Origin of the sequence: Bacillus sp. 7894-2 (assembly GCF_002272225.1) — a bacterium.
GTDB lineage: Bacteria > Bacillota > Bacilli > Bacillales > Cytobacillaceae > Cytobacillus.
The window spans coordinates 1-19,111 of the sequence record NZ_NPDG01000084.1; the positions used below are offsets into that span (position 1 = coordinate 1).

Genomic DNA, 19,111 nt, shown 5'->3' on the forward strand with positions numbered 1-19,111 from the left:
TATCATTAAACCTTGCAAAAAAACTTTTATGAAGATTTTCCTGTATTCTCTTGCTTTTTCAGCTTTCTTTTATAGACTATTTTTGATAAATTGATGCTTATTTCATAAAGCAGCAGCAAGGGAATGGTCACAAGAATATCAGACATAAAGTCTGGAGGTGATATAACAACCGAAATTACGATAAGAACAAAATACGCATATTTCCTGATTTTTGTAAGCACATACGGATTAAGGATCCCAAGCGAAGTCAGGAACATGATGACGACAGGAAGTTCAAATAATACTCCAAATGGCAAAGTCATGTTAAGGACAAAGCGGAAATATTTATCCGCAGTAAAATTGGCCTCAAACATCTCGCCCCCCAGCTCTACAAGAAAGCTTAATACGGTGGGGAAAATGACAAAATAACCAAAGCAAAGGCCTGTAATAAACAGAATAAACAATGCCGGTACATATGAAAGTGAAATCTTCCGCTCATACTCTGTCAGGGCAGGCTTGACAAACAGCCAAATCTGCAATGCCAGAACAGGTATTGTCGCTGCAACCGCAATAACTGTAGCAAGCATAAAGTAAACCCAGATAATATCACTGGGACCCAGAACGATCAATTTAACGTCCAGGTCTCTTACCAGCCACTTATAAATATCCTCCACAAACACAAAACCTGCTATAAAAAACAGGATAAATGCTGACGCCATTATGATGAGTCTTTTTCTTAATTCATCCAGATGTTCGACTAAGTTTAATTCATTTTCTTCCATACAAATCTCCTGCTAATTTTATAAAAAGCCGGCTTGGCCAGCCAGATTTTTTAAACCAAAACAAAAAGGTGCAAGAAGAATATCCTTACACCTTATTTAACCGTTTTTTTCTTAGTATCCTGTTCAAGCTCATCCATCACGTCACTTGTCAGATCTCGGGTAGATTTTTTAAATTCTCTTAGTGTTTCACCAAAAGCACGGCCAATTTCCGGCAGCTTTTTTGGACCGAATATGATTAACGCCAAAACAAGGATTAAAATTAATCCTGGTACACCGATATTTGAAAGCATATTCACATCTCCTTTAAAGTACTTCCCTTTTGAATCTAATACGATTATAGTACTTTTTAAAGGAAATGTCACAGATATCATAAAAATTCATATTTCAGCCACATATCTTATTAAGTAATAGTGATCTGCAACTCATCCGGGTGCTTATACGAGCAGATGGAAAAGGTTGCTGTCTTTGTTTATCTCTTTGTATGTGAATCCCTTTTTATTCATTCTCACAATGAGGTCGCTATAGTCCTCCCTATGCTTCAGCTCAATTCCTACAAGGGCAGGACCATTCTCTTTATTATTCTTTTTCGTATATTCAAAACGTGTAATATCGTCCGTCGGACCAAGCACTTCGTCAAGGAACTCTCTTAATGCCCCTGCCCTTTGGGGGAAATTCACAATGAAATGGTAAAGCAGACCTTCATAAAGCAGGGAACGTTCTTTAATTTCCTGCATGCGGCCAATATCATTATTGCCCCCGCTGATCACACATACAACATTCTTTCCTTTAATTTGATCCCTGCACATATCCAATGCAGCAATCGGCAAAGCACCGGCAGGCTCTGCCACAATCGCATGCTCGTTATATAATTCAAGGATTGTCGTGCACACTTTCCCTTCAGGAACCATGAAAATATCATCAATAAGCTCATTGCAGATGTCATAGGTTTTTTCACCGACACATTTTACTGCCGCACCATCTACAAACTTATCAATCTCTCCGAGCGGAGCTACTGTTTGGACCCTGATTGCTTCGCTCATAGAGGGAGCTCCTTCAGGTTCAACCCCAATCATCTGTGTTTCCGGCGAGATGCTTTTTATGTATGTGCTGAGCCCGGCCATCAATCCGCCTCCGCCAATGCTGGCAATAACAAAATCAACATGCTCTTCACAATCGTTGAGCATCTCAACCGCTACTGTTCCCTGTCCCGCTATCACCATTTCATCATCAAACGGATGGATAAATGCCATGTCCTCCTCAGTGGCGCATTTAAGAGCTTCGTGATAGGAATCATCAAAAGTGTCTCCAACAAGTATGATCTCCACTGAATCTCTCCCAAACAGCTCTACCTGGCTCACCTTCTGTCTCGGCGTGGTCGCCGGCATGAAGATCTTCCCCTGAACCCCAAGATGTCTGCATGCATAGGCAACTCCCTGCGCATGATTCCCTGCACTTGCACAGACTACACCGTGTTCAAGCTCCTCTGCAGTTAAAGATTTAACTTTATAGTAGGCGCCTCTTAATTTAAATGAGCGGACATGCTGAAGATCTTCCCTTTTCAAATAAACATTGCACTCATACTTTTCTGATAGGCGTTCATTTTTCTGTAAAGGTGTATGGGCAACAATATCCTTTAGCTGCTGGTATGCAATCAAAATATCTTCCAACTGCACCCATTTTTTTGTCATTAATTTCTGTTCCATTTTGCCACCCTCTTCTTTACAAGTTATTAATTTGTACATTATACCATGACAAATCGCGATTTCAATCCGATATTTTAAAAATTTACATTTTTCGAATTATTTTATGGATAGAAACAGATTAAACTGACATATAATAAGCAAAAGTTAATTTATATCTACAAAGGGGTGCAGGAATGGAGTTTTCTTTATGCAGTCTGGATAGCGCTTTGCCTGTGGAGGTAACAGTGGATGAAGATAATGGCAGGTATATGATTCGGAAAAGCGACACAAGTGGAGAGTACTTCAACAGTGCAGATGAATTAATAGAGTGGGTGAAAGAGAACTTTACCGCAGAAGAATTTTGCGATCCCAGGGAATACCACGGCATGATTCAAAAGCTCACAGATTATTTGGTGAATCCGAATTTATAATGTACCGCATAAAAAGGCCCCTGACTGACTGGGGCCTTCTTTTTATGAAGCAATTTTTCTATCCGAAAGACTGCTGCAGATTATCCCTCTTACTTCCTGTGCAAGAAACTTTGCATCTATATCTTTAACAATCCTGGCATTCACAGGCTTGCACACCCTGATTTCAATTTTAGCCGGCTTTATGAGTCTCCCATTCTTTTCAAAGGCATCTGCTGTCCCTTTAATGGATATTGGCACAATCGGTACACCTGCATCCTGTGCAAGCCTGAATCCGCCTACTTTAAAAGGCGCTACCTGTCCTCCCCTGCTTCTTGTTCCTTCCGGAAAAATCAGCAGAGAGTGCCCCTGTTTTAAAAGCATTGCAGCATTCTTTAAAGAATTAATTGCACTGCTGCGATTGCTGCGGTCAATAAAGACACAGTTCATGACTTCCATCCATGAAGAGATGATGGGTGCTTTCTTCACTTCAATTTTTGATATGAAACCAAAAGGTTTATTAATAGATGCTAGAAGGACTGGAATATCGAAATCCCCTTCATGGTTGCAGACAATGACAACAGGCCCCTCAGGGATCAATTCCGTCCCCGTAACCTTCACTTGAGAGCCTGATATTTTCATAATAGTCCTGGACCACTTTTGGGGCACTTTATGGATGATGCGGTCGCGCTCTTCAACGGGAAGTGCTGAATTCAGGTTTCTCATCCGGGATAGAGCAGGCAGGCTATAAACCAAATATCCGCCCATATAAAGAAAAAAGATTATTAATCGAAGCATACATACCTCCAAGGGTTGGGATGTTTTACATTATATATTAATCAGGATCCTATCACTATATGTTTACAGTTTAATAATTTTAAAAAGCAGCCCGCCGGCGCGAACTGCTTTTTAGGTTATTTTCTTTTATAAATAAGGAATTCAAAATCATACGGATTTCTTTCATCCCTTATGCCCTTCTCCCTTGAAATAAGATCCCATTCTGACATGTCCAATTCCGGAAAATATGTATCCCCTTCAAATTGGTCATAAATCATAGTCAGATATAGACGATCAGCTGCAGGAAGAATGGCTTTAAAAATCTCGGCACCGCCAATGACAAAGATCTCATCTTCCCTCTCGCCGCTGTACTTCAGCAGCTCCTCAACTGTATGCAGTACTGTGCATCCTTCACAGGAAAAGGATTTATTCCGGGTTATAACAATATTTTCTCTCCCCGGCAGAGGTCTCCCGATTGAATCCCAGGTTTTGCGTCCCATGGCAATGGGATGCCCCATCGTAGTTCTTTTAAAAAACTTTAAATCCTCAGGCAAATGCCAGGGAAGTTTATTATCCCTGCCGATCACACGATTCTCATCCATTGCCCACATTAAAGAAATCATACACTGACAACTCCTTTAATATGAGGATGCGGATCATAGTCTTCAAGCTGGAAATCGTCAAACTTAAAGCTGAAAATATCTTTCACATCTGGATTAATCTTCATCATTGGAAGCTTTCGGGGATCACGGCCCAGCTGGAGGTTTACCTGTTCAAGATGATTCTGGTAGATATGCACATCACCGAAAGTATGAACAAATTCACCAGGCTCCAGATCGCAAACCTGCGCAACCATCATAGTCAGTAAAGCATAGGAAGCAATATTAAACGGCACGCCGAGAAAGACATCCGCAGATCTCTGATAAAGCTGGCAGGATAGCTTTCCATCTGCAGCGTAAAACTGGAACATACAGTGGCAAGGCGGCAAAGCCATCTTTTCAATTTCTCCAACATTCCATGCATTTACAATCAGGCGACGGGAATCAGGATTTGTTTTGATTTGCTCAATCAGGCTGGTGATCTGATCAACTGTATTTCCATCAGCACCTGTCCAGGATCTCCACTGATGTCCATAAACGGGCCCTAGATTCCCTTCCTCGTCTGCCCACTCATTCCATATCCGCACACCATTGTCCTGAAGATATTTCACATTTGTATCACCATTTAAAAACCATAATAGCTCATGGATAATGGATTTTAGATGCAATTTCTTAGTAGTAACAAGCGGGAAGCCCTCCTGCAGGTCAAAGCGCATCTGATAACCAAACGTGCTTATTGTACCTGTGCCTGTACGGTCTTCTTTTTTAGTGCCATTTTCCAGAACATGCCTGCAAAGATCCAAATATTGTTTCATTTCAACCCAACCTTTTTTAAATACTCAATGCTATTGTACACAATTTCTGTTCGTTTCACATCAGAGAAGTATTTTATAGAAACGCGTAAAATTATTTTAATTCTTTAATAAAAGAATAGGTTTTCGGCGCATTCTCTCTTAATAGTTTTCTAGATTCCCCTTCTGCAAAAAACATGGCAAATGCCTCAGCGAAATATTCTTCCGGGAAGGAAAGAAGATAATTTTGCCCCGGGAACAATTTAGCTTTTTCAGCTTTCCACACAGAAAGAAACTTCTGATTAAATCGAATGCCATTGTAAACATGACGATCAACAGAATGGGCAAGTTCATGAAGTTCCAGATTAACGGATCCATGACCTTTCCCCCTCTCACTGAAGCCTATTTTCACAAGCACTGTTTTTGACCCGCCAATCCCAGGGACATCATCCCAAGTGGTATCCCCAGTATAGCCGCGGGGAATTACTCCTGCGAGGTGCTGGGCTGTAGGATTATCAGTCAGTTTTCCCGTGAATAATTTCACCCTGATATCTTCATCCTCTATTTTGGAGAGCAGGGAGGCGGGCAGATGATCCACCCGGGAAATCATTTCTGCAGCCTCTCTCTCATCAAAAGGTTCGAGAGGAACAATAAAGATCTCACCAAGCTGGCGTGGAGATTTCAGACTGAGAAACTCTTTAAGCTCAGAGGAGTGCGGGTAATCCTTTAGTTTTATGCCGCCCATGGCAGCCTGAGAATTCCCAAGCAGCGCAAGCGAAACAATCATAATTGTAATAGTAAGCACCATTTTGCGCATGTTAAAAGCCCCTTCTGCTAATCTAAGATGTATAATTTACGGGCAACAGAGCTCTTTGAAGTGTTTAAGCTGCGGAACTGCCTGAATGGAGAAAAAATCTTTAACCGTTCTGATAATCTATTAAAATTATAACATATGAAAGGTGGATTAGAAGGAAACAAATGATGGTAAACTTTTATGAAAATTCAAAAAGGACCCGAGTGGTTTCGGGCCCCTGCTAAGTTTATTTTTATTAAGAATAAGAGCGCACAACATCTGAAAGGCCGGGAGAAGCAGTTCCTGTGCCTACTGCTGCGAACTTCCAATCGTTTCCATGGCGATAAATCTCTCCAACTATTAAGCTGGTACTTCCGCTGTAGTTGTCAGTCAGGTTGTAATGAATCAGTTCCTGATTGTTGCTGGAGTTTACTACTCTGATGAATGCATTCTGGATCATGCCGAAATGCTGCTTTCTCTTAACGCTGTCATAAATGTTTACAACGAATACCATTTTATGAATGTGCGCAGGCACTCTGCTTAAATCAATCATCACCTGCTCATCATCTCCGTCGCCTGCTCCTGTGAGGTTATCTCCAGTATGCTGAACACTTCCATCTCCGCTCTTTAAATTACCGAAGTAAATGACATCTTTATTGCTTTTAAGCTTTCCATTATCACCAAGCATGATTACAGAAGCGTCGCAGTCGATATTTGCTCCGCCGCCGCCTCCGAATAAAGATCCCAGGAGACCGCCGCCTCCGCTTTTTTGCACTGGATCCCAGCCTAATCCTACCATAATTTTAGATAATCCCGGATTTCCTTTAGTTAAGTCAACACGCTGGCCTTTTTGAAGATTTATTGCCATATCAATTCCACCTCGTCAAAAAATTATATTTTATTAAAAATGATCAGCTGACTAACCCTGCTGCTTCATTTTTTTAAAATTGTCCTGGAGCTGTTCCAGTCTCCTGGTTCCTTCTTCTCGCAGACGTTTGTTTTCTTCTTCTATTGATTTTGTTTCCTGCATACCTTTCATGATGATATTCCAGGATTCCTCAATCGTTTCAATCTTAATGCTTGGACCGCCTGCCAATCTTGCAATATCAGCACTTTGGTTTGAAATATTCTGCGCATTGCGCACGAGCATTTCGTTTGTCCGTCTATCCAGCTCGCTCATAGAATCAGCAACAAGCTTTTGTCTTTTGGCAGCGACTGCCTGAATCAGACCGTTTTTAAAAATTGGAATAGTGGTTACAAAGGCAGAATTAATCTTTCCGATGAGCTTGGTATTTCCTCTCTGAAGCAGCCGGATTTGCGGTGCTGTCTGAAGGGAAACCATTTTAGCCATTTCAAGATCATAAACTCTTTGCTCGAGTAAATCAACGGCATTTCTTAACGTATCAAGCTGCATCGAAGCCATCTGATCTCCCTGAGCCGCCCGCGCTTCCAGCTGTGGAAGCTGATTGGCCTTTAAATCATCGGCTTTCATTTGTCCTGCAACAGCATATTTTTCGAGCGTCAGATAGTATTGATAATTCTGTTCATACATTTGTTCAAGCATGGTTGTAGAATCGACCATTTCACTTTGGTATTTGGAAATTTCTACATACACTTTATCAATTTCCGCACCCATTGTCTGGTATTTTCCGAAAAGCTTCTCAATCATTTTTTCTCCGCGCTTGAAAAGCTTGCCAAAGATGCCTTTAGGTCCCTGCTCGAAATCCTTCTTGTCAAATTTGTCCATGATCCTGCCGAGCTGCTTTAAAAGTTCACCTGAATCTTCAACCTTCGTTGTTCTCATATTGCTCAATATCTGGTCAGAGAAGCGGGAAATCTGAACAGCAGGCTCTTTGCCGAATTCAAGTATTTGAATTTGATCCTTCTCATCAATGGACCTGGCCAGATTTTGCACCTCAGGCTCCTGCCTTAGAGCAAGCTTAATTTCTGAAACGTTATTTTCGGTTAATTTATCATCCTGCAGCTGGGCTGTTAAATTTAGTTCTGTTGATTTAGTCGGATTCATTTTCAATCACCCTTTAAATTTTTTAATAATCCTTGAAAGAGAACCTTTTTTAGAAAGGATGGCTCCTTAAATTCCTGTTCAAACACTACATCCTCGAGCCAGTGAACATCATATAAATCTTCCTCAATGAAGTTCTCAATGTCGTTATGGCCCGGCGGATTATACAGTACAATATCTATCCCAAACTGATTAAGCAGCAAAAGGAGTGCTGCATCCGATCTGACCATCGTCCCGTTCAGCTCGTTATTATAGAGGATAATCTTAGGGACTTCCTGAGAGTAATCAAATTGCTGCATTAATTTCAGAATGCTCGGCGGAATTTGCAGGCTTTGGCTGAACAGATAAATCTTCAATTCTTCTTCCGATTCACCAGGCAGCGGCTTTAATCGCGGGCGATCACACATATTTCTAATGGCCTTTGCAATTCCATTTTGAAGACCGCCAGGAAGCTGCTGATACCTCCAATAGTGCCCTGAAATGATTTTTTCAGGGTCAAGCTTCCCTTTCCCGTCCAGTGCATTGCGATAATGGAAACGAAAATCATTGTTGACGCTGTTGGTGAAAGGGAATCTTTTTATCAGCAGACTTTCTTCATATTGGCTGATCGTTTGTATTCGATCCCAGTATTCCTTGCGATTCCTGCTTACTCCCTGAATCTTTGAAAAAATGGACGGTATCATAACCCTTCCATCCTTCACCTCAAAGTTTGGACGGATCATGGCTTTCTCTTTAATTAAAATAAAAAGTTCATCATAAGTGGTTTTCAAGGTCACAGAAGAAGGAGTATACTCCCTAAGCTGCCACGGTTTATAAAGTCCTGAACCCTCATGGTTAAGAATGGTTTCTATTTCCCTGGAAGCCCTATAGGCGACTGTAGCACTCCTTCGTCTTTTTTCCTGCGGGAAAGGTTCTGGCTTTTTCTTTTCAGGATAATGATGTACAAAAGAATCCTGAACTTCCTGATCCATTTCTGAAAGAAGGTCTTCTCCTGAAGGAGAAAAATAAAGTACATCGCATCCCATTTGGATTAAATAGTACAAAAAGTAATAATGACTCTTTTTCCCATTTCCGTACCATAGGATTTTTGGCATACCCGCTTTCGGGTCAATATCTTTAAGATCTGCACCTAAATGATTAGCGGACCACTTAATCACATCTACAAGCACTCTTCTTATATCCTGGTTTTTCAACCCGCCTGATTCCTTTTCAGAAAACAGATTCAGCATACTGATCATCGCTTCTCTTATTTTCCTGTGCAGGGACGGTGAGGAAGATTTGATCAGCAACTGTTCTCCATCTAGAAAAGCAGCAAATCGGTTTATGGATAAATTCTGTTCCCGGTTAATATTAAGGACTTTTTGTATCGCCTGAAACTGCTGGTTATTAATGGTTTTATCCAGATGTTCTTCACTGAGGAGGAGAAGCCCTGATTTCTGTGTGTGAATTAAATCAAAAAGACGATTATAATATTCATCTTCATCAAGGGGAACGCCAAGGAATCTGGCAACAATTTGGCCAACATGCAGCGTCTTCTGTTCCACTCTGTAACTTTCACGTTCATTAATAGGCTTTGTTAACTGAGCGCTCCAGTTCTCATATGTAACTTTTAAGATGTGAGTTTTAATTTGACTGTACGACAAGTTCAATAGTTATCCCTTCCCTCTATGAGCGAAAGATGCATTCTTATCATTTCTTTCAAAAATTGCGTTTCAATTCCCGGATAATGGCACGGGACAAAAGATATGTAAACTTATTACCATCATATCATAGGAATACAGCCTTTTTCTAAAATGGTTTACTTTCTTTACGAATTAACAGTAAGAAAGTTTCATTTCATCATTATTTTTCATTGCTGAATGACCTCAGATGGACTTTTTCACCTTTATTCCTGTCCCCGCATAAAGTGGAGTACTCTGTAAGAGGAAGGTGAGTCAGCATGAGGCTGCTTTTTCGAAGAGTGAGATATCGGGGAATCGAACATGATCTGGATATTATCAGGAATACGTTATGCTCCAGTTCCTTTGTTTATATAGACGTCCTTTTCTTGTCATTGATCCTTGCTGTCTTCTCTTTTGCCAATTATCAGTCTATTCCCATCAGCAGCTTTATCTTTACGGGATGCTATACTTTTTGCATCTGTTTATTTATCGTTTTAAAAAAATGGCTGAGGGACCAGCCGGACTAAACTCTTTCTTTAATACTGTTTAAAATATCATTTAGAATTTCTTCCGCTGCTGCTGTCCCTATATTATTAGAAATTAAGTATGGATATGGGATGGACTTTTCAGCTGCCAGTTCTCCATGGTTTGGTACGTATGCAAAGTCGCAAAACTTTAAAAAGTCATGGTCAAGCATGGAATCTCCTGCCCCGAATACCATCTTAATATCTTCCCGTTCCTGAATGAATTTCACTGCCTCTCCCTTACAAATGGGATTTGGCATAAAATACAGCTTTCTTCCCTGATGGGAAATTCTCCACCCAAAGGATTCAGCCAGACCAGCTATTGCTTTTTTGGCTTCAGCTGTTAATTTTTCTTCAAGAATATAATAAAAGAAAAGATTTTCAGCCATTTTTATTTTCCCATTCAATTCCAGACTCTGTGATCTGCCCATCACTTCCTCAAGCAATGCACACTCTGTCTTTAGCCGTTTTTGGACTATGCTAGACCACTCTTCAAGAGGTTTCCCATGATAATGGATATTGGCGCCATTCGATGTAACAGTATATGGAATGTTAAAAGCATCCTCAAAAATGAAAATACGCTTAAATTGTTCATATGTTCTCGTAGTGACAGGCACAAAGAGCATTTGAGCGGATATCTCTTTCAGCAATCTGAGAGCTTGGTTTGACATAAAAGCAATTTCCCTGCCATCTTTACGCTCGACATCTATTAAACTTTCTGCTGACTGCCCAAAATCTGCAAGTGCTTTATTTGAGTAAATCAGTGTCCTGTCCAAATCTGACGCAAACATCCTCATGATTTTTCTCCCGTCTTTTTAATTAATCCGCAGCAGGTATAACTCATATCTGGATAATGAATAATCTCGACGTTCCGCTCACGGGCAAGCATCAAAATATGGCCAACATATGGACTTTCCGGATCTTTCATCAGGATTTTCCATGGAAGCCTTCTCAGAAGAACTCTGGTAGTTTCACCGACTCCCGGCTTTACAAAGTTAATAGATTCAATATTGAATTCCTCTTGTATTCTCTGAATCTCTTCCATGCCTTTAAAGCCTGCTTCCCCCGGGTTTTCCATAATCCTCTTCGCAAGTTCGAAAGCTTCCTGCTTAATAGCACGGAACTCTTCTGCTACTGCCGAGAGATATTGGTTTGAAACATCTGCTTCTTCCAGCTCACTATAATATTTGGCCCCATGGAAGTCTTCGGGCCCAATTAGGGATTTATTTAATACAGTTCTGCTCACCAATCCTGAAACAGTTGAATTGAGACAGGCACTTGGAATCAAAAAGTCTTCCCTCGTTCCATATAAAGTTGTGCAATAACCGGGATCAGCAAGAACTGCCAGGGTATCATCGAGTATAACACCATACGTTTCTTGGAATTTTCTGCAGGCCTTGGTTAATTCAATGGAAATAGCCCCTTTTCCTGTCCATCCGTCCACAAATTGAATTTCACAGCCGGGATGTGCTTTTAAAATATGCTTTATCGCATTTTCGTCAATCCCGCGGTCCCTGACAATGGAAATGCTGTAATGCGGCAAACTCACACCATATACTTCAGAAAGATACCGCTTTATCAGAATTCCAACAGGTGTTCCGGCCCTCGCAAGAGAAACTAAAATAGTATTTTTTCCTTTTTTCTTCCAGATCTGCTCAGCAACCGCTCCTGTTGACAATGCTGTTTTCCTTTTATAATCCTCAAGTGTTTCCCAAAACAGGGAAAGGTATTTTTCAGGCGGCTGATATTCAATAGGAAGTGTTTCACTATAATGCTGACCGGACTGAATGTTTTTTTCTCTTTGCTCAATGGATCCTTCAAGTGAATATCCGCTTAAATCCTTCAATAAAAAGACAACATCATCTTCACTATATGAACCAAATTTATCTGCTGTTTTATTCATTTTTTTCACCTCCGTTAAAGAAGACTACTTTTACATTTTTAATATATTTTTTTAATTGATTGATAAACGGCATAAGGGAATCTTTTTCCGGTTCTCTTTCAAAAAACAGGAACACTTCTTCATAACAGCCGTCTGGAATGTTATAAACAAATTGTGCCATTTCAGGGTCTTCAGGATTTTGAAAGGAAATGCCGTATTGCGCTCCATAGTCTTTATCATTTCTTACATAGATGGGACTCCGTGTTGTTGAGTGGAACTTTACGCCTTCCCCCATTAAGGAGGCAACCTTCATAGGGATATACATGAACTCCCCGGTTCCAAGACATAATGTATTTCTTCCATCCCGTTTTCGGGATAGGGATTGGCCGATCTCAGCTAATGACACACTTAATCCAGCCTGGCGTTTTGCATCCAGCCCGAATCGGCCCGAATCTTTTAAATAGGGAATATGTCTGATTTCACCATTTAGAGTAACCGATGGTTCATTGGTCCGGCTTAATAATCCAGGAAATTCTTTATTTATATGGATATAGGTAATCTGCGCAGTGTTTCCTGATGGTTCGTCCGCTGACAGACCTTTATGCACTTCAGGAGTTCCTTTAACATCGATCTCCCCTTTTAGAAGTGACACATTGTTAATAATAATGCCCAGCTCTTTTTCCAGATCATCGAAGAGTATCTGATCTTTTTGGGAGCGCCAATCCAGGATGGATACCACTGTATACATCTTTCTGGGAAACCTTTCATGAATAGAGCGGATAATATTAATGGCTGTTTTTCCAGTAGTCATTTCATCATCGACAAGAATGATTTCCCTCTTATTATCCAAAAGAGCTGAATCGGTATAGCATCTGTGTGAAGTAGCATGAGAATGTTCTTCTTCAAATGTTATGACTGAATTCTGATCAGCCAGCTGCTCTCTTGTAGTATGAAAGTAATCTGCACGTTTAAATGATTGAAAGAAAGCATGTCCCAGTGCAGTCGCCGTTTCGGCAAATCCAATAATAACCGGGTTATGGTTTTCATCAATAAAAGGACTGCTGTTCATGGAGCCTGGACTGTTTTTAAAAGCGGCCAAAAGGTCTGCGGCTTTTCCGGTATCCGCCTTCTTCACCTTCTCCATATAACGGCTGGCGAGCAATTCTCCTGTCAGAAGTCCGATCTTCGGGTCTATCGGTATATGTTTCCCGAGTACTTTGCTGACAAATAAGAAAGATCTTTTCTTATTTATTCTTGCTGCCATGACAAACAAATCTTCAGGGAGCAGCTCATACGGGTTCTCGGTTATATGAATATCAACGGTTAATGAGTTGAGTATCTGAATTGAATGTTTCGTTTTTGAGTAGGTCAATGTATGTGATCTCATCCTGCAGCACCCCGTATACTTCTGATTTTAATAATATTTTTTTAGCCCAATATAAATGAGGTTTTATTTCATTCATTTTGTTTTGATAATCGCTTTTCATAACCCCTATTTTTCCTCCGGCCTGACCGGCGATGCTTTGTGCATCCAGGTACTCTTCAAGTGTTACCGTATTCAATGCCTGTACAGGCCTGATATGGGTTGGATGAATAATAGTTTTCCCTGTTAAGCCATTTGAAATATCCATTGCGATTTCTCTTATTAAACCATCTATATGCCGATCAATTAAGTCCGATCTCATTTTCAGTCCATCCTGTCCAAGACGTTCCATGAATGGTGTTTGCCTGATTTGAGGTTTTAGAAGACGCTCTTTTGAGGAAAAATATTCCCAGACCGGACCTGAAATGACATAAGGCTGATCCGCACGCAAGAAAATATTAATAATATCTGATATGCAATCTCTAATTACAGCAATATCGTAAACTGTCGTATCAGAATTTCTTCGTATTCCGTAGAGTCCGCTAAAATCCGTGGCTCCAATTCTCACATTTAAAATCAGCTCAAAAAATTTGTCCAGCACTTTCTTAATACCGATTAACTCTTCAAGCCTTGTTTCTTTTTGAATAATTTCTTTCGTTTCCAGAATTGGCATGGCATATAAACAATAGCCATGAGAATTAAGCTCTTTAATTTCTGTTAAAATTCGGCATCCTTCAGCGGGTGAAAACTTAGGCAGGACAAAACCAGTCAGAAGATGCAGTCCATTCGGTATTCTGCTCTTGAGTCTCATAAGCTGATCGTAGCTTCTGATTCGCACGAAGATCAAAGGTAGATCTTCTTCTTCACATAGACCCTTCACAAGGTCCGAGCTCAAATTTTCCAATTCCAAACAAAGCAGATTTTCTGCCATTTCGACTTCATCATCGCCAATTGCATCTTCAAGGCAAATGACCATAGATGAAAGGCCTGCATGCTTTTTTGACAGCAAATCCTGGTGAATATTAGGCCTTGTCGCCGGCATATATAAAGTTGCCCCAAGAGCATATGATAATAGCTCCCTGTCAGACCTTTTATTAAAATAGCCAGGCTTTTTATAAAACATCTTATTTATTTTTTCACCCGGAAGATCGGAAAATAGTCTCATTTTCGCAGCTCCATTTCTTCACTAAAATACCATTTTATTCCTTTTTCATCCAAAAAAGATAAAAACAAAAGGGAGCGGACAAGTGTCTGTTCCCTTTCTATGTCTATGCAATTACATATTTAGTTTGATCCCTGATCTGCTGCTTCTTTTTTTGCATTTCTTGCATGTACAATAAAAGTAATAGCAAACACGATAACTAATACGATAAAGAAGTAAATATGGTCAATGTGAATTCCAGCCGCACTCGCAATCATCTTTGCAGCAATAAGAAGGATCAGAATATAAGAGCTGGTTTCAAGCTCAGGTACCCTGTCGATCAGCTTCAAAAATACGCCAGCTACACCACGCATCATGATAATACCAAGCATACCGCCTATTAACAGCACCCAGATTTCCTGGCTGACTCCCAGCGCAGCAAGTATACTATCGATGGAGAATGCAATATCCATTAATTCAACTGCAATGACTGTTCCCCAGAAAGTACCGAAAAGGCGGATTAATAATCCTCTTTGATTGATGCCTTCTATTGCGTGTTCATCACCTTCCTCTTCTGCTTGCCTCTTATCAATAAAGTACTTAATGGCAAGCCAGGCCAGGTAGGCAGCACCTAAGACCTTGATATACCAGAATTCAATTAAAAATACACCGATGCCGATTGCAATAAATCTGAAGAAGTAAGCACCTAAAAGACCGTAAAAAAGAGCTTTCTTCCGCTGCTTTTCCGGAAGATGCTTTACCATTACAGCCAGAACAAGCGCATTATCAGCAGACAATAGGCCTTCCAGAATTACAAGTGTACCTATCAATGCCCAGCTTTCCGGCTTTGATAAAGCTTCAACCCACATTTCCCAGTTAAAGAACTGGGAATATGTATGCAAAATAGATTCTAATATTTCCATTCTAAATTATTCCTCCCGGTGATGACTGCTTTTTCATATAAAAGACCCGGCATTGCCGAGCCTTATTAAGCAAATATACCTCTTATTTATCCTACCTGTAAACCAAAATCTTTTGCCAGTGCAGCCAGTCCGCCCTGATATCCGCTTCCGATTGCACTGAATTTCCATTCTCCGTTATGTCTGTACAATTCTCCAACTACAAGTGCAGTTTCAATTGAGAAGTCTTCACCCAGGTCATAGCGGATCAATTCTTCACCTGTATCCTCATTCAGAATTCTTGCATAGGCATTTGATACCTGTCCAAAGTTCTGGTTGCGGGCTTCCCCGTCATGGATGGTGATTGTGAATGTAATGCGCTGGATGTTAGCCGGCACATTAGCCAGGTTAATCTTCACCTGCTCATCATCGCCATCCCCTTCACCTGTACGGTTATCTCCAGTATGTACAACAGAACCATTAGCACCTGAAGTATTGTTATAGAAAACAAAGTCGCTTTCAGAAGTTACTTTTCCAGTATCTCCAAGCAGGAATACGGAAGAATCCAAATCAAAGTCGTTTCCACCATCATATTTGTTCGTATCCCATCCAAGTCCAACTACTACCTTACTCATTCCTGGATTAGTTTTTGTTAAGTCCACTTTTTGTCCTTTTGATAAGCTTACTGCCATTTCAACTCAAACCTCCATTATGTAGAATAAATGTATTTACGGTATAAATCATGAAAAGTTTCATAATCCATACATTATTTTTTCATATTCGAGAGTTTAATTCAATATTTTAACTCATCCATTTGGGAGGAGTGTTTTTGTTCCAGTAAATTGACCCTAATTCATGGTGGGTCTGAAAATGATCATGGTGTGTGTGGTAGTGAAAATTAAACCAGTACCCCTGCTGTGGAGGGTGGTCCCTTCGCACATGAAAACGAATCACATCTTCATCGGTCATGCTATTGGTGATATGGAAGATTTTTTCCGATAATCCGCCCCCCGGGGTTTCTGTAACTTTTAACTGTGCAAGGCTTTCCTCGGGAAATTGCACGGCCACCTCCTGGATGGCTTTCTCAATTTCCGGAAGGATAATCTCATTAAACTCATCTTCAATAACAGGACCTATCTTTGCGCCAAATTTCTCATACGATTGTGCCTCAGCTTCTGTTAGCATTTGCCTGACAAAGTCATCTTTATCAAACCTGCTATCTTCCTCTTCAGCAAGTTCTGCGCTATTATCTGAGTTTTCAACATCAGAAGCTCTTGAGGCCTTTAACTGACTTGTATTTTCATAAAGAAATGCCTGAGAAGGTGTGACGAGGCCAAACGTTAAAATGGTAACAAGCACAACAAAGGATTTCCTCAGCCAATTCGGCATGTTATTCTCCCTTCCTTTCTCCTAAGCAAGGATTTTTTTAAATATGCCGCTGCCTTCAATTTTAAGGGCAGCTTGCCTTAACACATCTTCGGGCTGTACAAGAGCAATCCGAACGTATCCCTCACCCCATGTACCAAATGCACTTCCAGGAGTTACGACTACACCGGCCCGGTTAATTAAGTCAATCGCAAAATCCTTGGAGCTGCTGTACCCGGATGGGACCTCGGACCACAAGAACATTGACCCCTCAGGCCTGCTGATATTCCACCCGATCGTTTCAAGATCTTTTATAAATACATCTCTTCTATTTCTATAAGTCTCTCTCAAGTCCTGCAAAAAACCAGACTGATCATTCAATGCTTTCACCGCAGCTGCCTGTACGGGCAGGAATACTCCATAATCCAAATTGGATTTGAAGTTGGCCAGCTGCGCAATAAGCTGCTGATTACCTGCGGCATATGCCACCCTGCAGCCAGCCATATTAAAGCTTTTTGATAGTGAATTCATTTCAATCCCTACATCAGCAGCCCCTTTAACAGACAAAAAACTTAGAGGTTTCTTTTCATAATAAAGTTCCGAATAAGCAAAATCATGCAATACAGCAAAACCGTATTTCTTTGCAAGCCGGATTGCTTGAAGAAAAAGTTCCTCTGTTGCCATCGCCGGTACGGGATTGCCTGGGAAGTTTAAAATCATTAATTTTGTGTTTACAAGGATTTCATCAGGAATTTCATTAAAATCAGGAAGGAATCTGTTCTCCTTTTTTAAAGGCATCCCGTACATTTCTGCACCAGCCATTGCAGCACCTGCAGCATAGGCAGTGTAACCGGGGTCAGGAACAAGGATATAATCTCCCGGATCACATAGAATCATCGGCAAATGTACCAGCCCATCCTGGGATCCCATTAAAAGCAGCACCTCTGAAGAAGGATCGAGATCCACTGCGAAATTTCGTTTATAAAAGCAGCTGACTGCGGTATGAAATTCATTTGTACCTGTTAATGAGTACCCGTATAGTTCCGGATCACAGGCTCCTTTTGCCAATTCCTCCATAACAAAAGCGGGAGGGGGCATATCAGGACTGCCAATGCTCAAATCAATCACCGAAAGCCCGTCTGAAATTTTCGAATTCTTAATTTGGGCCAATTCCGTAAACACGCTCTCTTTAAAAGAAGCCATTCTTTTTGAAATAGGAAATTCCATCGTATCCTTCCTCGCTATGTATCTCGTTTCTATTTTTCTATTATACTTCTTTTTGAACCAAATTTAAATTGATTTCATACATCGGCAAAAAGAACAATAGAAATATAGTAATGAGTTAATTGGCGGATTAATAAGCAGCAAAGCGGGGAATAATAAAACAAATCATGTTCTTCAAGTCCTGAAGAATGAATAAGGGGGAAATAATCATGGATTGGTCTGTATTCTTTGTCATTGCAAGTCTTTTACTGATGGCTTACTTTGTTTATCTGGCCATTGCGGATTAAATAGGAAGGTGCCTGAATTAACTGGCACCTTCTCTTATTTTTCAATAATGCCAAAATGAAATTTCGATGACTTTCTTTCAATTACTTTGAAGCCATATTGAGCAAACCTGGAACTTCTAAAGTGGTCTTTCAGGATCACCCTCTGCCTCGCTGCCCGTTTTGCATGAAATATAACTTCTTCTGACAGATCCTCATAGACAGCAAAGTTCCTTAAAGCTTTAATCCCTTCTGATTCAAAGATTTCTTCTTCAAACATAGGATCAAAATAGACAATATCATAACTGTCAGAGGGCAGTTTTTTTAAATAAGGAAGGGCCATTGAGGCTTCCACATTTATTCTTCCCATAGCCTGATTCATAATCTCAAGCCCGGAGTCCCATTGCTTAAGACCATTCGCCACCAGAAAGGAAAGGTATTTATTTCCTTCAAGCCCCGTGACTTTACCTTTACTCCCCACAGCATAACTGGCTGTGATGCTGTCAGAGGCCAGTCCCAGGGTACAATCAAGAATACTGCTGCCTTCTTTAAGACTTGCAGCCTCAAGAAAAGGATCACTTCCTCCTTTTAGGAGGCGCTTCACTCTGAACATTGCTGAACTGGGGTGAAAGAAGAACGGCTGGTTTTCGCCAATCGGATAAAGTTCCAGCCGCTCTTTTCCAACTACTATACAGTCTTCAGGAACTTGTTGTTGAATTGCTTTAACAGACCTTTTATTCCTGTCGATGTATTCTGCTCCTAATTGTTCTGCTATGTTTCTTGCTTTTTCTTTCATCACTTCATTGGTGCGTCCCGAAGTTGTAATAATCATTTATGTTCACCTGATTTTCCTATGATTGCTATAAAAAAAGGGTGCCAGCAGACACCCCGTTTTGTTTAATCTAATTCTTTTCAAAGATTATTGTTTTTTGTTTATGAATTCAGCTCGTTGATTT

At 40.5% G+C, this 19,111-nt stretch carries 21 protein-coding genes; 2 read left to right on the forward strand and 19 right to left on the reverse strand.

All coding sequences use genetic code 11. From position 1 onward, the window contains the following. Positions 1–26: 26 nt before the first annotated feature. The 3 genes from tatC to ilvA all read right to left on the reverse strand — a co-directional run bounded on the left by tatC (position 27) and on the right by ilvA (position 2,464). On the reverse strand, positions 27–761 hold the full coding sequence (gene tatC / locus CHI10_RS12350; RefSeq protein ID WP_095244578.1) for a twin-arginine translocase subunit TatC: 735 nt from the start codon (positions 759–761) through the stop codon (positions 27–29). Between the two features lie 92 nt (positions 762–853). Next, positions 854–1,051: a twin-arginine translocase TatA/TatE family subunit gene (locus tag CHI10_RS12355; RefSeq protein WP_035331398.1), complete on the reverse strand. Its 198-nt coding sequence runs from the start codon at positions 1,049–1,051 to the stop codon at positions 854–856. 144 nt (positions 1,052–1,195) lie between these two features. Further along, positions 1,196–2,464 (reverse strand): threonine ammonia-lyase IlvA, encoded by a 1,269-nt coding sequence (ilvA, locus tag CHI10_RS12360; RefSeq protein ID WP_095244579.1) that lies wholly within the window; start codon positions 2,462–2,464, stop codon positions 1,196–1,198. A gap of 173 nt (positions 2,465–2,637) precedes the next feature. Here ilvA and CHI10_RS12365 point away from each other — a divergent pair, with 173 nt between their 5' ends. Further along, the gene (locus CHI10_RS12365; protein ID WP_048009397.1) at positions 2,638–2,874 is read left to right on the forward strand and encodes a hypothetical protein; all 237 of its coding nucleotides are present in this window, start codon (positions 2,638–2,640) and stop codon (positions 2,872–2,874) included. A 42-nt stretch (positions 2,875–2,916) separates the two neighbouring features. Here CHI10_RS12365 and CHI10_RS12370 read toward each other — a convergent pair whose 3' ends face one another. The 7 genes from CHI10_RS12370 to CHI10_RS12400 all read right to left on the reverse strand — a co-directional run bounded on the left by CHI10_RS12370 (position 2,917) and on the right by CHI10_RS12400 (position 9,482). Next, positions 2,917–3,648: a lysophospholipid acyltransferase family protein gene (locus CHI10_RS12370; protein WP_095244580.1), complete on the reverse strand. Its 732-nt coding sequence runs from the start codon at positions 3,646–3,648 to the stop codon at positions 2,917–2,919. A 116-nt stretch (positions 3,649–3,764) separates the two neighbouring features. Continuing rightward, positions 3,765–4,250, reverse strand: a complete 486-nt coding sequence (locus CHI10_RS12375) for a dihydrofolate reductase (protein WP_095244581.1) — start codon at positions 4,248–4,250, stop codon at positions 3,765–3,767. Further along, entirely contained in the window at positions 4,247–5,041 is a 795-nt protein-coding gene (locus CHI10_RS12380) for a thymidylate synthase (RefSeq protein WP_095244582.1), read from the reverse strand. Before CHI10_RS12380 ends, CHI10_RS12375 begins: the two co-directional genes overlap by 4 nt. Positions 5,042–5,132: 91 nt before the next feature. Next, on the reverse strand, positions 5,133–5,834 hold the full coding sequence (locus CHI10_RS12385; RefSeq protein WP_095244583.1) for an anthrax toxin lethal factor-related metalloendopeptidase: 702 nt from the start codon (positions 5,832–5,834) through the stop codon (positions 5,133–5,135). A 232-nt stretch (positions 5,835–6,066) separates the two neighbouring features. Then, positions 6,067–6,678, reverse strand: a complete 612-nt coding sequence (locus CHI10_RS12390; protein ID WP_095244584.1) for a TerD family protein — start codon at positions 6,676–6,678, stop codon at positions 6,067–6,069. 51 nt (positions 6,679–6,729) lie between these two features. After that, a complete protein-coding gene (locus tag CHI10_RS12395) occupies positions 6,730–7,836 on the reverse strand; it encodes a toxic anion resistance protein (RefSeq protein WP_095244585.1) in 1,107 nt (368 codons plus the stop codon). A 2-nt stretch (positions 7,837–7,838) separates the two neighbouring features. Next, positions 7,839–9,482 (reverse strand): YceG family protein, encoded by a 1,644-nt coding sequence (locus CHI10_RS12400; protein ID WP_179289024.1) that lies wholly within the window; start codon positions 9,480–9,482, stop codon positions 7,839–7,841. Between the two features lie 290 nt (positions 9,483–9,772). Between CHI10_RS12400 and CHI10_RS12405 the strand changes: the two genes are divergently transcribed. Further along, entirely contained in the window at positions 9,773–10,021 is a 249-nt protein-coding gene (locus CHI10_RS12405; protein WP_095244586.1) for a hypothetical protein, read from the forward strand. Here CHI10_RS12405 and CHI10_RS12410 read toward each other — a convergent pair. From CHI10_RS12410 to CHI10_RS12450, 9 genes are all read right to left on the reverse strand, one after another. Next, positions 10,018–10,815: an HAD family hydrolase gene (locus CHI10_RS12410; RefSeq protein ID WP_095244587.1), complete on the reverse strand. Its 798-nt coding sequence runs from the start codon at positions 10,813–10,815 to the stop codon at positions 10,018–10,020. The genes CHI10_RS12405 and CHI10_RS12410 overlap by 4 nt on opposite strands. Next, complete coding sequence (locus CHI10_RS12415; protein WP_095244588.1) at positions 10,812–11,921, reverse strand: cysteine protease StiP family protein; 1,110 nt, start codon at positions 11,919–11,921, stop codon at positions 10,812–10,814. Before CHI10_RS12415 ends, CHI10_RS12410 begins: the two co-directional genes overlap by 4 nt. Continuing rightward, entirely contained in the window at positions 11,914–13,287 is a 1,374-nt protein-coding gene (locus CHI10_RS12420) for a phosphoribosyltransferase family protein (protein WP_286137337.1), read from the reverse strand. The genes CHI10_RS12415 and CHI10_RS12420 overlap by 8 nt, the downstream gene beginning before the upstream one ends. Beyond that, on the reverse strand, positions 13,217–14,428 hold the full coding sequence (locus tag CHI10_RS12425) for an HpcH/HpaI aldolase/citrate lyase family protein (RefSeq protein WP_095244590.1): 1,212 nt from the start codon (positions 14,426–14,428) through the stop codon (positions 13,217–13,219). The genes CHI10_RS12420 and CHI10_RS12425 overlap by 71 nt, the downstream gene beginning before the upstream one ends. A gap of 119 nt (positions 14,429–14,547) precedes the next feature. Further along, the gene (locus CHI10_RS12430) at positions 14,548–15,327 is read right to left on the reverse strand and encodes a TerC family protein (RefSeq protein WP_095244591.1); all 780 of its coding nucleotides are present in this window, start codon (positions 15,325–15,327) and stop codon (positions 14,548–14,550) included. Positions 15,328–15,413: 86 nt separating this feature from the next. Then, on the reverse strand, positions 15,414–15,995 hold the full coding sequence (locus CHI10_RS12435) for a TerD family protein (RefSeq protein ID WP_095244592.1): 582 nt from the start codon (positions 15,993–15,995) through the stop codon (positions 15,414–15,416). A 109-nt stretch (positions 15,996–16,104) separates the two neighbouring features. Beyond that, on the reverse strand, positions 16,105–16,692 hold the full coding sequence (locus CHI10_RS12440; RefSeq protein WP_095244593.1) for a YpjP family protein: 588 nt from the start codon (positions 16,690–16,692) through the stop codon (positions 16,105–16,107). Between the two features lie 21 nt (positions 16,693–16,713). Next, positions 16,714–17,895 (reverse strand): LL-diaminopimelate aminotransferase, encoded by a 1,182-nt coding sequence (locus CHI10_RS12445; RefSeq protein ID WP_095244594.1) that lies wholly within the window; start codon positions 17,893–17,895, stop codon positions 16,714–16,716. 318 nt (positions 17,896–18,213) lie between these two features. Next, the gene (locus CHI10_RS12450; protein WP_095244595.1) at positions 18,214–18,987 is read right to left on the reverse strand and encodes a class I SAM-dependent methyltransferase; all 774 of its coding nucleotides are present in this window, start codon (positions 18,985–18,987) and stop codon (positions 18,214–18,216) included. Positions 18,988–19,111 lie beyond the last annotated feature (124 nt).

What these genes read in the sequence shown, in the direction of transcription:
- CHI10_RS12440 (WP_095244593.1), bottom strand. Translation starts at nt 16,692, where the DNA reads ATGCCGAATTGGCTGAGGAAATCCTTTGTTGTGCTTGTTACCATTTTA.
- CHI10_RS12410 (WP_095244587.1), bottom strand. Translation starts at nt 10,815, where the DNA reads ATGAGGATGTTTGCGTCAGATTTGGACAGGACACTGATTTACTCAAAT.
- CHI10_RS12445 (WP_095244594.1), bottom strand. Translation starts at nt 17,895, where the DNA reads ATGGAATTTCCTATTTCAAAAAGAATGGCTTCTTTTAAAGAGAGCGTG.
- CHI10_RS12425 (WP_095244590.1), bottom strand. Translation starts at nt 14,428, where the DNA reads ATGAGACTATTTTCCGATCTTCCGGGTGAAAAAATAAATAAGATGTTT.
- CHI10_RS12450 (WP_095244595.1), bottom strand. Translation starts at nt 18,987, where the DNA reads ATGATTATTACAACTTCGGGACGCACCAATGAAGTGATGAAAGAAAAA.
- CHI10_RS12390 (WP_095244584.1), bottom strand. Translation starts at nt 6,678, where the DNA reads ATGGCAATAAATCTTCAAAAAGGCCAGCGTGTTGACTTAACTAAAGGA.
- CHI10_RS12405 (WP_095244586.1), top strand. Translation starts at nt 9,773, where the DNA reads ATGAGGCTGCTTTTTCGAAGAGTGAGATATCGGGGAATCGAACATGAT.
- CHI10_RS12370 (WP_095244580.1), bottom strand. Translation starts at nt 3,648, where the DNA reads ATGCTTCGATTAATAATCTTTTTTCTTTATATGGGCGGATATTTGGTT.
- CHI10_RS12375 (WP_095244581.1), bottom strand. Translation starts at nt 4,250, where the DNA reads ATGATTTCTTTAATGTGGGCAATGGATGAGAATCGTGTGATCGGCAGG.
- CHI10_RS12355 (WP_035331398.1), bottom strand. Translation starts at nt 1,051, where the DNA reads ATGCTTTCAAATATCGGTGTACCAGGATTAATTTTAATCCTTGTTTTG.
- tatC (WP_095244578.1), bottom strand. Translation starts at nt 761, where the DNA reads ATGGAAGAAAATGAATTAAACTTAGTCGAACATCTGGATGAATTAAGA.
- CHI10_RS12435 (WP_095244592.1), bottom strand. Translation starts at nt 15,995, where the DNA reads ATGGCAGTAAGCTTATCAAAAGGACAAAAAGTGGACTTAACAAAAACT.
- CHI10_RS12385 (WP_095244583.1), bottom strand. Translation starts at nt 5,834, where the DNA reads ATGCGCAAAATGGTGCTTACTATTACAATTATGATTGTTTCGCTTGCG.
- CHI10_RS12420 (WP_286137337.1), bottom strand. Translation starts at nt 13,287, where the DNA reads ATGAGATCACATACATTGACCTACTCAAAAACGAAACATTCAATTCAG.
- CHI10_RS12380 (WP_095244582.1), bottom strand. Translation starts at nt 5,041, where the DNA reads ATGAAACAATATTTGGATCTTTGCAGGCATGTTCTGGAAAATGGCACT.
- CHI10_RS12395 (WP_095244585.1), bottom strand. Translation starts at nt 7,836, where the DNA reads ATGAATCCGACTAAATCAACAGAACTAAATTTAACAGCCCAGCTGCAG.
- CHI10_RS12430 (WP_095244591.1), bottom strand. Translation starts at nt 15,327, where the DNA reads ATGGAAATATTAGAATCTATTTTGCATACATATTCCCAGTTCTTTAAC.
- ilvA (WP_095244579.1), bottom strand. Translation starts at nt 2,464, where the DNA reads ATGGAACAGAAATTAATGACAAAAAAATGGGTGCAGTTGGAAGATATT.
- CHI10_RS12365 (WP_048009397.1), top strand. Translation starts at nt 2,638, where the DNA reads ATGGAGTTTTCTTTATGCAGTCTGGATAGCGCTTTGCCTGTGGAGGTA.
- CHI10_RS12415 (WP_095244588.1), bottom strand. Translation starts at nt 11,921, where the DNA reads ATGAATAAAACAGCAGATAAATTTGGTTCATATAGTGAAGATGATGTT.